This window comes from Pseudomonas sp. C 49-2, from assembly GCF_003970195.1.
In the GTDB taxonomy this organism is placed as follows: Bacteria; Pseudomonadota; Gammaproteobacteria; order Pseudomonadales; family Pseudomonadaceae; genus Aquipseudomonas; species Aquipseudomonas canadensis.
The window spans coordinates 424,277-437,738 of the sequence record NZ_RXYG01000001.1 but is presented as its reverse complement, the minus strand read 5'-3'; the positions used below and the strand labels follow the sequence as shown (position 1 = coordinate 437,738).

13 protein-coding genes are annotated in these 13,462 nt (G+C 58.9%); 7 read left to right on the top strand and 6 right to left on the bottom strand.

Annotated features, from left to right (window positions below; all coding sequences use genetic code 11):
- Positions 1–52: 52 nt before the first annotated feature.
- The 3 genes from ssuE to EJ576_RS02010 all read right to left on the bottom strand — a co-directional run bounded on the left by ssuE (position 53) and on the right by EJ576_RS02010 (position 3,247).
- Positions 53–646 (bottom strand): NADPH-dependent FMN reductase, encoded by a 594-nt coding sequence (ssuE, locus tag EJ576_RS02020; RefSeq protein ID WP_126569486.1) that lies wholly within the window; start codon positions 644–646, stop codon positions 53–55.
- Positions 647–962: 316 nt separating this feature from the next.
- Complete coding sequence (locus EJ576_RS02015; protein WP_016978988.1) at positions 963–1,601, bottom strand: peroxiredoxin; 639 nt, start codon at positions 1,599–1,601, stop codon at positions 963–965.
- Between the two features lie 272 nt (positions 1,602–1,873).
- Entirely contained in the window at positions 1,874–3,247 is a 1,374-nt protein-coding gene (locus EJ576_RS02010; protein WP_028618377.1) for an OprD family porin, read from the bottom strand.
- A gap of 370 nt (positions 3,248–3,617) precedes the next feature.
- Here EJ576_RS02010 and tauA point away from each other — a divergent pair, with 370 nt between their 5' ends.
- On the top strand, positions 3,618–4,604 hold the full coding sequence (tauA, locus tag EJ576_RS02005; RefSeq protein WP_123474851.1) for a taurine ABC transporter substrate-binding protein: 987 nt from the start codon (positions 3,618–3,620) through the stop codon (positions 4,602–4,604).
- Positions 4,605–4,713: 109 nt separating this feature from the next.
- On the opposite strand, the gene argA is transcribed toward tauA, so the two are convergent.
- Together argA and argE are read right to left on the bottom strand one after the other, a co-directional pair.
- Positions 4,714–6,015, bottom strand: coding sequence for an amino-acid N-acetyltransferase (gene argA / locus EJ576_RS02000; RefSeq protein ID WP_068937307.1), 1,302 nt, complete (start codon positions 6,013–6,015; stop codon positions 4,714–4,716).
- Between the two features lie 136 nt (positions 6,016–6,151).
- The gene (gene argE, locus EJ576_RS01995) at positions 6,152–7,300 is read right to left on the bottom strand and encodes an acetylornithine deacetylase (RefSeq protein WP_126569485.1); all 1,149 of its coding nucleotides are present in this window, start codon (positions 7,298–7,300) and stop codon (positions 6,152–6,154) included.
- Between the two features lie 158 nt (positions 7,301–7,458).
- Here argE and EJ576_RS01990 point away from each other — a divergent pair, with 158 nt between their 5' ends.
- The gene (locus EJ576_RS01990; RefSeq protein ID WP_126569484.1) at positions 7,459–8,826 is read left to right on the top strand and encodes an inorganic triphosphatase; all 1,368 of its coding nucleotides are present in this window, start codon (positions 7,459–7,461) and stop codon (positions 8,824–8,826) included.
- A gap of 19 nt (positions 8,827–8,845) precedes the next feature.
- Here the strand turns inward: EJ576_RS01990 and EJ576_RS01985 are convergent, their stop codons facing one another.
- On the bottom strand, positions 8,846–9,316 hold the full coding sequence (locus EJ576_RS01985; RefSeq protein WP_010207358.1) for an Lrp/AsnC family transcriptional regulator: 471 nt from the start codon (positions 9,314–9,316) through the stop codon (positions 8,846–8,848).
- Positions 9,317–9,443: 127 nt separating this feature from the next.
- On the opposite strand from EJ576_RS01985, the gene EJ576_RS01980 reads away from it, so the two are divergent.
- From EJ576_RS01980 to EJ576_RS01960, 5 genes are all read left to right on the top strand, one after another.
- On the top strand, positions 9,444–9,782 hold the full coding sequence (locus EJ576_RS01980) for a hypothetical protein (RefSeq protein WP_122729762.1): 339 nt from the start codon (positions 9,444–9,446) through the stop codon (positions 9,780–9,782).
- Between the two features lie 84 nt (positions 9,783–9,866).
- Entirely contained in the window at positions 9,867–11,546 is a 1,680-nt protein-coding gene (locus EJ576_RS01975; RefSeq protein WP_122729764.1) for a GspE/PulE family protein, read from the top strand.
- A 77-nt stretch (positions 11,547–11,623) separates the two neighbouring features.
- Complete coding sequence (locus tag EJ576_RS01970) at positions 11,624–12,544, top strand: SPFH domain-containing protein (protein WP_010207363.1); 921 nt, start codon at positions 11,624–11,626, stop codon at positions 12,542–12,544.
- A 10-nt stretch (positions 12,545–12,554) separates the two neighbouring features.
- Complete coding sequence (locus EJ576_RS01965) at positions 12,555–13,001, top strand: NfeD family protein (RefSeq protein ID WP_016978979.1); 447 nt, start codon at positions 12,555–12,557, stop codon at positions 12,999–13,001.
- Between the two features lie 69 nt (positions 13,002–13,070).
- The gene (locus tag EJ576_RS01960; protein WP_003176799.1) at positions 13,071–13,385 is read left to right on the top strand and encodes a DUF2388 domain-containing protein; all 315 of its coding nucleotides are present in this window, start codon (positions 13,071–13,073) and stop codon (positions 13,383–13,385) included.
- The last annotated feature ends 77 nt before the right edge of the window (positions 13,386–13,462 follow it).

The following is a 13,462-nucleotide window of genomic DNA, read 5'->3' as shown; positions in this document are numbered from 1 at the left end:
TGCTTGGCCGTTGGCGGCTGAGTAAGGTGAGTTTTTTACATTTCGGTGTGGCTTAAATGCTCCAGCGAGCACTCAACAAACGTTCATTCAACACATGAGGGTCCAGCGGTTTCGGGCGACGGGCCATGGCGCCATACAGCGTTTCCAGGGCCTCGTGCAAACGGTGTTCAAGTACCGGCACCAGTTGCGCCTGAGCGCTGCCTTCGCCGTACGCGATCTGGCTGTCTTCGGCGAAGATGCCGTGGAGCAACTCCTGGGCCTTCAGCGCCGACAGTACCGGCTTCAGGGCGTAGTCCACCGCCAGCATGTGGGCGATGCTGCCACCGGTGGCCATCGGCAATACGATCTTGTGGGCCAGTGCGCGTTCGGGCAGCAGGTCCAGCACGGTTTTCAGCGCTCCGGAAAACGAAGCCTTGTAGACCGGCGTAGCGATCACCAGGCCATCAGCGTTAGCCACTTGTTGCAGCAGGTCGATGACCTTGGGGCTGTCGAAGCGCGCATGCAGCAAGTCTTCAGCCTGGAAGTCCCGTATCTGGTAACTCACCACTTCTACGCCTTTGTCTTGCAACCACTGACGGGTTTTATCCAGCAACACCCCGGAGCGGGAACGCTGGCTGGGACTGCCTCCAAGTGTTACGACCAACATGCAGGAATTCCTTGAGCAGGTGTCGGCGGTTCGCTGTGTGGCGATGGCGCCAAGATGGAACAGACCTTATCAGCAGATTTATATATCTTTAAATCTTATTTTTTCATGTATTTATTCCTTAAATGCATATGAAAGCTATCAAATCCCAGGCGAAAAAAAAGGCCGTTAAAACGGCCTGAAAACCCCTGCTATGTGATTCGGTTTACATCTCAATTCTGTGGTACATGCACCGCCGCCATCGCGGGCAAGCCCGGCTCCCACAGTTGACCGTATTCCCCTGTGGGAGCCGGGCTTGCCCGCGATGGCGATCTCAGCATCAACGGTTGGGCTGAGGGGTGAGCCGCAGGTAAGGCTTCACCGCCCGGTAACCCTTCGGAAAGCGTTTCTTGATTTCCTCCTCGTCCTTGAGCGACGGCACGATCACCACTTCATCACCGTCCTGCCAGTTGGCGGGCGTGGCGACCTTGTGGTTGTCGGTCAGTTGCAACGAGTCGATGACCCGCAGGATTTCGTGGAAATTGCGCCCGGTGCTGGCCGGGTAGGTGATGGTCAGGCGGATCTTCTTGTTCGGGTCGATCACGAACAAGGAGCGCACGGTGAGCGTGTCACTGGCGTTGGGGTGAATCAGGTCGTAGAGGTCGGACACCTTGCGATCGGCGTCGGCCAGGATCGGGAAGTTGACGATGGTGTTCTGGGTTTCGTTGATGTCTTCGATCCACTTGTGATGCGAGTCCACCGGGTCGACCGACAGGGCGATGGCCTTGACGCCACGCTGGGCGAATTCGTCCTTGAGCTTGGCAGTGAAGCCCAGCTCGGTGGTGCACACCGGGGTGAAGTCCGCCGGGTGGGAAAACAGCACACCCCAGCTATCGCCCAGCCATTCGTGGAAACGAATTTTGCCGGCGCTGGAATCCTGTTCGAAGTCGGGGGCGATATCGCCCAGTCTTAGGCTCATGGTGTGGCTCCTGGTGAGTGCTTATGGAGCCCACTGTGCATGGATTGTGGATTATTTAAAAAGAATAAATATCGATTTATCTAGACGATAAAGGAATATTAAAAATCTGTTCATTGGACGTATTCGAAGGCGAGGAGCACCATCGTTTCCAAGGTTCGAGAAGGCCTTGAGACGCTGTACACAGAGGGGTTCAGGAAGGGCTTGCGGGGGTTTAGCCCGACTTGAAAGCAAGACACCTTGCCCGGTGTTGCACCGGGCAAGGTTTTACGCAGTTACTTGAACGCGTAGGTGTAGCTTACGATGACGCGGTTTTCGTCTTGATCGCGCGCGGCAGCAACATCGTTGCGCCACATAGCGTTTTTCCAGGCAACACCGACGTTTTTGAACAGACCTTCTGGCACGACGTAGGCAACAGTGATGTCACGCTCCCACTCGGACTGGCCGGTGAACTCAGCGCGGCTACCGTTGACGGTGTCGATGTCAGTGCCTTTGAGGTACACAACACCAGCGGTCAGGCCAGGAACGCCAACCTTGGCGAAGTCGTAGGAGTAGCGAGCTTGCCAGGTACGTTCGCCAGCACGGGCGAACTTGGCGATCTGCATGTCAGTGGTCAGGTAAGCGGACGAACCGTCGCCTTGGTTCAACCAAGGGAAGTCACTGCTACCGTTGCTGACTTGATAACCACCACCGAAGGTGTGACCGGCAACGGTGTACAGGAACAGACCGCTGTACAGGTTGTTATCAACCTTGCCGCGACCGGAGTTGACACCGCTGTAGTTGCCCGACGAGAAGTAGGCGGATTCGTGACCGTTCTTACCGTCGTCGGAGCTGTTGAAGTAACGCAGGTCAGACTTCAGCACGCCCGGGCCGATTGCCCAGTTGTGAGTCAGGCCCAGGAAGTGTTGCTTGTAGAAATCTTCCAGGTTGCCGTAGTAGTACTGGGCGGTCAGATCCTTGGTGATCTTGTAGTCACCACCGGCATAGTAGAACTTGTTGCTGTCACGCCAGGCGGCGCCACGGGAGTTGGCACCCGAGATCGACAGATTGTCGACGTTGCTGGAGTTACGACCTTTGGCTTTTTCGATCTGACCCGCAACCAGCGTCAGGTCTTTGTTGAGATCGTTGGTAGTGATCTGGCCACCTTGGAAGGTCTGCGGCAGCAGACGACCATCGTTGGTCACGATTACCGGCAGTTTAGGCTGCAGAGTACCCAGCTTCAGTTCGGTCTGGGAGATCTTGGCTTTGGCAGTCAGGCCCAGGCTCGAGTAGTTATCAACGGCTTCGCCATTGGACTTGCTCGGGAACACAGTGCCGCCGTACGAGGAAGCAGTGGCGCCGTTGGTGCCGCCGCCGGAATCCAGGCGAACACCCAGCAGGCCGATTGCGTCAAGGCCGAAACCTACGGTGCCTTGGGTGTAACCGGAGATGAAGCGCAGGTCGAAGCCTTGGCCCCACTCTTCTTGCTTGCTCTGAACACCGGCGCGCTTGTTGGCAGCAGTGCCAGCAGCCGAGTCACGGTTGTCAGTGTTGATGTAAAAGTTACGCAGACCCAGTGTTACTTTGCTGTCTTCGATAAAACCGGCAGCGCCTGCTTGCTGAGCGATTGCGCCCAGGGCTACAGCCAGTGCCAAGGTGGACTTCTTCATGTACCGCTCCTCTCATTTCTAATTTTTGTATTTCTTTGGTCTCGGGTCTGACGCCCTCGATCCACAGATGCGCGATTAGCGCCAGATAGTGACTACCAAGTCAATCGTAACCTTGTGTGTCTACTACCTTCGTCTAATCGCAGTTGATTTGGTCCCTGCAGGGTAATGAGTTTTTCATACACCCAAAAAGAATTGTTTCATTCTTTTTCATACGATTCGGGAATAAGGCTTTCCATGATGCGGACAAGTCAGGGTAGACAAACCGCTCCATAAGCTAATTCCTAAAGGGTATTTGTTAGCGCTTTTTTAGATCGATTAGTGTGGCCGTACTGTTGCATACGTCACCCACGATCAAAAAGGCGACGCCATCATGGCCAAACGCACATCCTCCCGTCAATTTGTTACAGTTTTTGTGTCACTAATACTTTCTTTTGGTGTCAAAGCCGCCGATTTAACCATCGGCTACCAAACCGGCATTGACCCCAGCAAAGTCCCACAGGCCGACGGCGTCTATGAGAAGGCCATCGGTGAAAAAATCGCCTGGCGCCGGTTCAACAGTGGGCCGGAAGTCGTAACCGCTATCGCCTCAGGCGATGTGCAGATTGGCAACCTCGGTTCCAGCCCCCTCGCGGCAGCGGCTTCTCGCAATCTACCCATCGTCGCGTTCATCGTATCGGCCCAGATCAATACTTCTGAAGCATTAGTGGTGCGTAACGGCAGCCACATTGACGCACCCAAGGATCTGATCGGCAAAACCATCGCCACGCCATTTGTCTCAACCTCGCATTACAGCCTGCTCGGTGCGCTGAAGCACTGGGGACTGGACACCAGGCAAGTCAAGGTGGTGAACCTGCAACCGGCAGAAATTGCAGCCGCGTGGAAACGCGGCGATATCGACGGCGCATTCGTGTGGTCGCCGGCCCTGGGCGAAATCCGCAAGACCGGCAAGACCCTGACAGACGCGGCCCAGGTGGGTCAGTGGGGCGCACCGACCTTTGAAGTATGGGTGGCGCGTAAGGATTTCGCGGAAAAACATCCTGACGTAGTGGCCAAGTTTGCCAAGGTCACCCTGGATTCGTTTGCCGAGTATGCGACCCATAAGGACGGTTGGACGGTGGACTCCGAGCCGGTGCAGAAAATCGCGAAACTGACAGGTTCAAATGCTGCGGACATTCCTGAACTGTTGGCTGGTACGACCTTCCCGGATGCGCAGGCACAGCAAACTGACGCGCTGCTAAAGGGCGGCACGGCGAAGGCGATTGGGGAGACGGCGAAGTTCTTGAAGGAACAGGGGAAGGTTGAGGCAGTGTTGCCAGACTATTCAGCGTACGTGACCGATAAATTCGTCAAGCCCTGACCCTGTAGGAGCCGGCTTACCGGCGATGCTAGCGACTCGGTCTTGCAAATAACCGAGGTGATGCAATCGCAGGCAAGCCAGCTCCCACAAGAGCCAGCCTTGCGTTAAGTCAGAGAGCCTTCTCGAAAATCTTCGAATTACGCTGATAGTTGTACAGCGACGCCCGCGCCGACGGCAGACGATCCACGCTACTCGGCACAAACCCCCGCTCACGGAACCAGTGGGCGGTGCGGGTGGTGAGCACAAACAAAGTCTTCAACCCCTGCGCACGAGCGCGGGCCTGGATGCGCTCCAACAACACATCGCCCCGCGCGCCATGACGGTATTCCGGATTCACCGCCAGGCACGCCAGCTCACCTGCGTCCGAATCTGCGATCTGGTACAGCGCCGCACAGGCGATGATCATGCCTTCGCGCTCCACCACACTGAACTGTTCGATCTCACGCTCCAGCACTTCCCGCGAACGGCGCACCAGGATGCCCTGCTCTTCCAACGGGCTGATCAGGTCGAGCAAGCCGCCCACGTCTTCAATCGCCGCTTCACGCACCTGCTCAAATTGTTCTTGGGCCACCAGCGTACCGCCGCCGTCCCGGGTGAACAGTTCGGTAAGCAAGGCACCGTCTTCGGCGTAGCTGACAATATGACTGCGCCCTACCCCACCCCGGCACGCTTCGGCAGCCGCATCGAGCAATTCAGCCTGATAGTTGCTGTTGCCCAAGCGCTGCAAGTGAGCCGGCACTTGTTGCGGGCGCAGTTCGCGCACCAGGCGACCGTTTTCATCGAGCAGGCCCATGTCGGCACCGAACAGCAGCAGCTTGTCGGCACCCAGGTCGATGGCGGCGCGGGTGGCGACGTCTTCGCAGGCCAGGTTGAAGATTTCACCGGTCGGCGAGTAGCCCAACGGCGACAGCAGCACGATGGAGCGCTCGTCCAGCAGGCGGTTGATGCCCTTGCGGTCGACACGGCGCACTTCGCCGGTGTGGTGGTAGTCCACGCCGTCCAATACACCGATGGGGCGTGCGGTCACGAAATTACCGCTGGTTACACGCAAGCGCGAGCCCTGCATCGGCGACGAGGCCATGTCCATCGACAGGCGCGCTTCAATGGCGATGCGCAGGTGGCCGACCGCGTCGATCACACACTCCAGCGTCGCCGCGTCAGTGATGCGCATGCCTTCGTGGTAAGTCGGGATCAGGCCACGCGCTTCAAGGCGCACTTCGATCTGTGGCCGCGAACCGTGGACCAACACCAAGCGCACGCCCAGGCTGTGCAGCAGCACCAGGTCGTGGACGATATTGCCGAAGTTGGGATGTTCCACACCATCGCCGGGCAGCATGACCACAAAGGTGCAGTCGCGGTGGGCGTTGATGTAAGGGGACGCGTGACGAAGCCAATTAACGTAGTCGGGCATAACACCTGGGCCTGTAATAAAAAGCAGCCGAAAAAGGATGAATCGTGAAAGCGCACAGCGGGCTGATGGTTATCGTCGGAACAGGCTTGGCGACACGCTCACTCTCCTTTCTATGTACGAACAGGTTGGGGTTAATTTATGCAGGTTTCAGGCAGTAATGGTCGATCAGTTCCCGCAATAGACGCACTGTAGGCGTCAAGCGTGACATTTCGAGGTACTCGCCGGGTTGGTGAGCGCAGGCGATGTCGCCAGGGCCGAGCACCAGGGTTTCACACCCAAGGCGCTGAAGATAAGGCGCTTCGGTGCCGAACGCTACTGCTTCGGCACGATGGCCAGTCAATCGTTCCGCGACCCGCACCAGTTCGGCATCTTCGGGCTGCTCGAAAGGCGGCACTTCGGGGAACAGCGGCGCGTAATCGATCTTGACCTGATGGCGTTCGGCCAAGGGGACGAGCTTTTGCCGGATGGCGTCGCGCAGCACTTGCGGGTCCATGCCGGGCAGAGGGCGCAGGTCGAACTCCAGGGAACACTGGCCGCAGATGCGGTTGGGGTTGTCGCCGCCGTGGATGCAGCCGAAGTTCAGGGTCGGTTGCGGCACGCTGAATTGCGGGTTGCGGTATTCGCGCTGCCAGGCCAGGCGCAAGCCGCGCAGTTCGCCAATGGCGTCGTGCATGGCTTCGAGGGCGCTGTGCCCAAGGCTGGGATCCGACGAATGGCCGCTTTGGCCAAGAATGTCGATGCGTTCCATCATTACGCCTTTGTGCAGACGGATCGGCTTGAGCCCGGTTGGCTCGCCAATCACCGCTGCGCGGCCCAACGGGCGCCCTGCCTCTGCCAATGCGCGAGCGCCGGACATGGAGCTTTCTTCATCGCAGGTCGCGAGAATCAGCAGCGGCTGCTTGAACGGCTGATCCAACAACGGCAGCACCGCCTCGATGGCCAGGGCGAAAAAGCCTTTCATGTCGCAACTGCCCAGTCCTACCCAACGACCATCGACTTCCGTCAGCTTGAGCGGATCGGTCTTCCACAACGCGGCGTCATAGGGAACGGTATCGCTATGGCCTGCCAGCACCAGCCCGCCGGGGCCGCTGCCGTAACTGGCCAGGAGATTGAACTTGCCGGGGCTGACTTGTTGGATGTCGATGGAGAAACCCAGGTCGCCCAGCCAACTGGCGAGCAAATCGATCACCGGGCGGTTGGTCTGGTCGAGAGACGCCTGGGTACAACTGACCGACGGCGCGGCAATCAGCGCGGCGAACTGCTCTTTCATGGACGGTAATGGCATGCGCGGCCTCTCGACTTCCCGGATGAGCCTCACTATAGAGCCATCTGCACGACACAATAAACCGTTGCGGCACGTTGCCGGGCTCAGTCCTGTACACTGCACGACCTTGGCAGCCACTCTTTTCCCCGGCTGCGCTCCCGATCCTGGATGTACCGGCCATGCAAAAAGAAACTGAAATCAAGCTTCGCGTCAGCCGCGAGACCCTCGCCGCGCTGCGTGAGCACCCGCTGCTGAAAAAACGCAACAAAAGTGGCTGGGAACGCCGTGAGTTGATGAACCAGTATTTCGACACCCCCGAGCGCGACCTGGCCCAGGCCAAAGTCGCCCTGCGCCTGCGCAAGGACGGTGACGACATCATCCAGACTCTCAAGACCCGTGGCCAGAGCGTCGCCGGCTTGTCGGAACGTAACGAATACAATTGGGAATTACCCAAAGCCAAGCTCGACGTGAAAAAACTCGACGGCGAATGCTGGCCCGAGCAACTGGCCGAGCTGGACAAAAAGACCCTCAAGCCGATCTTCACCACCGACTTCGTGCGTGAACGCGCCGAAATCGCCTGGGGCCGTGGCAAGACCAAGGTGGTCATCGAAGCTGCCCTGGACCTGGGCGACGTGGTAGTCGGCAAGCAGAAAGAAGAAATCTGCGAGCTGGAACTGGAACTGCGCGAAGGCGAGCCGGCTGCACTGCTGGAGCTGGCCGCCGAACTGGCCGCCACCCTGGCCCTGATGCCGTGCGATATCAGCAAGGCCGAGCGTGGCTACCGCCTGTACGACGCCAGCAGCTACTCCCTGAGCCTGCCGGCGCCGCAGATCCACGCCGAAATGCCGCTGGACGATGCCTTCGCCGCGATCATGTGGCACCTGCTGGGCAGCAGCCAACGCCTGGCCGAGCAATACCGCTTCAATGGCCACTGGCGCCTGCTGCAAGACTGGGTCGACAACCTCGGCGAACTGCGCGCCTTGGTCGGCAGCCTCGGCCAGGCTGCACCACGTCAATCCACCAGCGAACTGCGCAGCGCACTGGATGCCCTGCTGGAAGACTGGCGCCCACTGGTGCAAGCCGGTGACGACGACGAAGACATCCGCAAAGCCGCGCCGGAACAGTTCGCCGAAGAACTGGAAGACGTGCGCTGGGGCCTGTTCTCACTGAACGCTTCGCGCTGGCTGCTGGCCCGTACCTGGACCGCCGACCGCAACGTGCGTGGCAACCGCCAGGGCGCTGCACAAATCACCAACTGGTTGCCACGCCTGCTGGCCGAAGACGCCGTCGCCCTGCAACTGCCGCGCTACCAGCAACAGCCGGAAGACCTGGCCGAGCAACTGCCACGCATCGAACGCATCCAGGCCTGGCTGCACCATGCGCGTCATGTGGTGGACATCCCGGAACTGGACCGTCTGTACGGCGAGCTCAACAAGTTGGCACAACTGGCTAACCAGCCGATTACCGATGAGTCGCTGGATGCGCGGATGCATCAGGCGATTGCGGTGTACCAGAACCGTGCGTGGAAGACGCTGCTGCGCCTGTAAAATCGCTACGTCCAGCCTGTTAGCGCAACACTGGCAGGCTGGTGGTGGACTTGATCTCCGACAACGCCACAATCGAATTGACCTCCTGAATCCCCGGCACCATCGACAACTTCTCGAAGAAAAACCGCTCGTACGCCTCGATGTCCGAGGTGACGATACGCAATAGAAAATCCACCGCCCCCATCAGCACATAACACTCCAGCACTTCCGGAAACCCGCGAATCGCGTCGGTGAACTCGGTGAAGTTGGAGCGGCCGTGGGCGTTGAGTTTGACCTCGGCAAAGATCTGCGTGTTGAGGCCGATCTTCTTGCGGTCCAGTAACGTCACCTGGCCGCGAATCACCCCCTCTTCCTTGAGACGTTGAATACGCCGCCAGCACGGTGACTGGGATAAGCCGACCTGCTCGGCGATCTGAGCACTGGACAGCGAGGCGTCCTCTTGCAGCAAGGCCAGGATGCGGCGGTCGTAGGCGTCCAACTCACTGTGCATATAAATACCCTGAATGGTGCTTATCTTGAATTGATCAATTCGATTAATCCTGAAACGGCCTCATCTTAGATAAGAAATCTCCGTTGGCGAATGTAAAAATTTCTACAGTCGAATCTGGAGCTTTCCCATGCACGCCGTTGAAACCACCCACCCTGTTACCCGCGTCGATGCGTGGGCCGTCACCAGCGTTCATTGCCAGGCGCATTACCGGATCGTTGCCGAGGCGGAGCCTGATGTTTTGTGCCGGGTCCTCAACTATTTCGCGCTGCAATTCCTCACGCCGCGACAGGTCATGGTGAACCGGGAAGGTGACCTGCTGAATATCGACATCATGATGGACGGCCTGAGCTGGCACCGCGCGCAAGTGATCGGTGAAAAAATTCGAAACCTGATTAGCGTGTGCACGCTGGATATGTGGTCGGCCGACTGCATAGGGCCTCAAGCGGTGGCGGCGGTCGCCCAGTAAAAGCCTGCAATACACGCTGGGAGGCAGATATTCAGGGGCTGGCTAGCCTGGGATTTACACCCACTGCCACCCAGGAAAACCTTCATGCCGGTTGATCAACGATTGGAACTGCATCAGCTGTTGCCGGCTTTGGTCGAAGGGCGGCTGATCACGCCTGAACTCGCCCACCGCTTGTCGGCGCTGCCGGCCAGCAACACCCAGCATCCACTAGAGAGCATCGCAGCCCAAGGCGCATGCCTGGAAACCCTGACCGAATGGCTCGCTCAGCAGGCCAGGCAACCTTATCTGCGCATCGACCCGTTGAAGATCGACGTGGCGACAGTGGTGCCGCTGATGTCCCACGCATTCGCCCAGCGCCACGCCATCCTCGCGGTGGCGGTGGATGCGCAAACCGTTACCATCGCCAGCGCCCAGCCCCATGTCACGAGTTGGGAAGCCGGGCTTGCGCAGGTGCTCAAGCGCTCGATCAAACGCGTGGTCGCCAATCCCCAGGATATTACGCGCTGTATCGATGAGTTCTACCGACTGGCGAAATCCGTCAGCAGCGCCGATCAAAAGGTCACGGCGCCTGGCCATGTCGACCTGCTCAACCTTGGCGCCAGCGACCAGGAACCGGATGCCAACGACGCGCACATCGTTAATATCGTCGATTGGCTGCTGCAGTACGCGTTCGCCCAGCGCGCCAGTGATATCCATGTCGAACCCTGCCGTGAACAAGGGCGTGTGCGGTTTCGCATCGACGGGCTGCTGCACGACGTCTATCAATTTCCGCCCCAGGTGACGATGGCCGTCGTCAGCCGCCTGAAAAGCCTGGGTCGCATGAACGTGGCAGAAAAACGCAGGCCCCAGGACGGACGGGTCAAGACCAAAAGCCCGGCGGGCGCGGAAGTTGAGCTGCGCCTTTCCACCTTGCCCACGGCGTTTGGCGAGAAGCTGGTAATGCGGATTTTCGACCCGCAGGTCCTGCTCAAGGGCTTTGACCAGCTGGGTTTGTCGGCTGATGACCAGCAACGCTGGCAATCCATGACGCGCCAGACCCACGGCATCATCCTGGTGACCGGCCCGACCGGTTCGGGCAAGACCAGCACGCTCTACACCACGCTCAGGCAACTGGCGACCCGGGAGGTCAACCTATGCACCGTGGAAGACCCGATCGAAATGGTCGAGCCGGCGTTCAACCAGATGCAGGTGCAGCACAACATCGACCTGACCTTCGCCAGCGGCATCCGCGCCCTGCTGCGCCAGGACCCGGACATCATCATGATCGGCGAGATCCGCGACCAGGAGACCGCCGAAATGGCGATCCAGGCCGCACTGACCGGGCATCTGGTGCTGTCGACCCTGCATACCAACGACGCACCCAGCGCCATCAGCCGTTTGCAAGAACTGGGCATTGCTCACTATTTGATCAAGGCCACGTTATTGGGGGTGATGGCGCAGCGGTTGGTGCGGGTTCTGTGTCCTCACTGCAAGCGGACGCTGGGTGAGGTCCATGAGGCGGTCGGATGCGTGGAATGTCGACACAGCGGTTATCGGGGCCGAGCGGGTGTTTACGAAATCATGGTGCTGAACCAAGCGCTCAAGATGCTGATCACACCCGGCGCCGATGTACAGGCCTTGCGCCAGGCGGCGATTGCCCAAGGCATGTGCAGCCTGCGCATGGCTGGCCTGCATAAGGTCGAGACGGGGCTGACCACGATGGCGGAAGTATTACGAGTGACACCTGGGGATTCGGTAACAAATCCTTTGTTTGATGAGCAGTGAAACCGTTCTTATCGGTGACAACACCGTTACAATCGGCCCAACGTCGTTTCACTGACACATTCAGATAGGGAATCGCTATGCAGATCGGAACCGTACTGCTTCTTTTCGTGGGCTTGGCCATCGCCATCCTGTTCATGGGCTTCAAGGTCGTCCCCCAGGGTTACCAGTGGACAGTCGAGCGTTTCGGCCGCTACACCAACACCCTCAAGCCTGGCCTGAACATCATCATCCCGGTCATGGACCGCATCGGTCGCAAGATCAACGTGATGGAAAGCGTGCTGGATATCCCGCCCCAGGAAGTCATCACCGCCGACAACGCCACCGTGCAGATCGACGCCGTGTGCTTCTTCCAGGTGGTCAACACCGCCCAGGCCGCGTACGAGGTCAACAACCTCGAACACGCCATCCGCAACTTGCTGCAAACCAACATCCGTACCGTGCTCGGTTCCATGGAGCTGGATGCCATGCTCAGCCAGCGTGACGGCATCAACGAAAAACTCCTGAAAACCGTGGACGAAGCCACCGCACCGTGGGGCATCAAGATCACCCGTATCGAGATCAAGGACATCAGCCCGCCTGCCGACCTGATGGCCGCCATGTCGGGCCAGATGAAAGCCGAACGCATCAAGCGTGCGCAAATCCTTGAAGCTGAAGGCCTGCGAGCGTCGGCAATCCTGACCGCCGAAGGCAAGAAGCAGGCGCAGATCCTGGAGGCCGAAGGTAGCCGACAGGCGGCATTCCTTGAGTCCGAAGCCCGTGAGCGTCAGGCCGAAGCCGAAGCCCGCGCGACCCAGGTGGTGTCGGAAGCGATTGCGTCGGGCAACGTGCAGGCGGTCAATTACTTTGTCGCGCAGAAATACATCGATGCGCTGGGCAAGCTGGCATCGGCCAACAACAGCAAGGTCATCCTGATGCCGCTGGAAGCCAGCCAGGTGATCGGTGCGGTCGGCGGTATCGGCGAAATCGTCAAGGCAACGTTCGACAACAAGAAAGGCTGAGGCCAGCGCCATGTGGGATTTCCTGCAGCATCTGTCGTTTTGGGATTGGCTGGCGCTGGGTACGGTCCTGTTGATTCTTGAAGTATTCGGCGCCGGTGGTTACCTGCTGTGGATGGGCATCGCCGCGGCAGCCGTGGGCGTGATCAAGTTCCTGGTGCCGCCTTTAGGGCTGGAGTGGCAACTTCTGTTGTTTGCCGTGTTGTCGATCCTGACAGCCGTGTATTGGTGGAAGCGCCAGCGCAGCAGTGCCAAAGCCAGCGACCAGCCGGGCCTCAACGAACGCGGTTCGGAACTGATCGGCCGCACCTTCATGGTGCATCAAGCGATTGTGGATGGCCGGGGCAAGGTAAAAGTCGGTGACGGCGTGTGGATGGTGACGGGTCCAGACAGTCCCGTAGGCGCTCAAGTCCGGGTGGTTGGCCAGGATGGCGTGGTGTTAAGGGTTGAAACTGTTTAGTCAGTGATGGAACTCGGTTGGGTTAACTACAATCATAAAGTACAGATAACCCACCCGGAGTCACCCATCATGCGTCTCAAATATGCTGTCGCAACCCTTGCTGTGCTTTCCCTCCCAGTCGGTTCAGCCATGGCCGACAGTTTCTGGCGCAATGTCATCTCGTCGGGCGCCACCACCGGCTCGACGTACCTGACCTTCAAGGACCATAAGCTGGTGGTCGCCGCGCAAGACGACGCAGGCAGCTTTGTTGCCAGCGACGGCGGCATCCGTGGCCCGTACCTGGAAGCCGCCATGCAGAAAGTCCGCGCCGACAACCCTGGCTTGCAAGCCACGGACATGGAACTGGCCAACGCCATCCTCGCGAAAAACGCCGTTACCGAATAACTCGGGTTTAGTAAAAAATACCGCTTTGAACAGCGGTATTTTTTTGTCTTCAATTCCTACGATCATCGCGGCTGAGC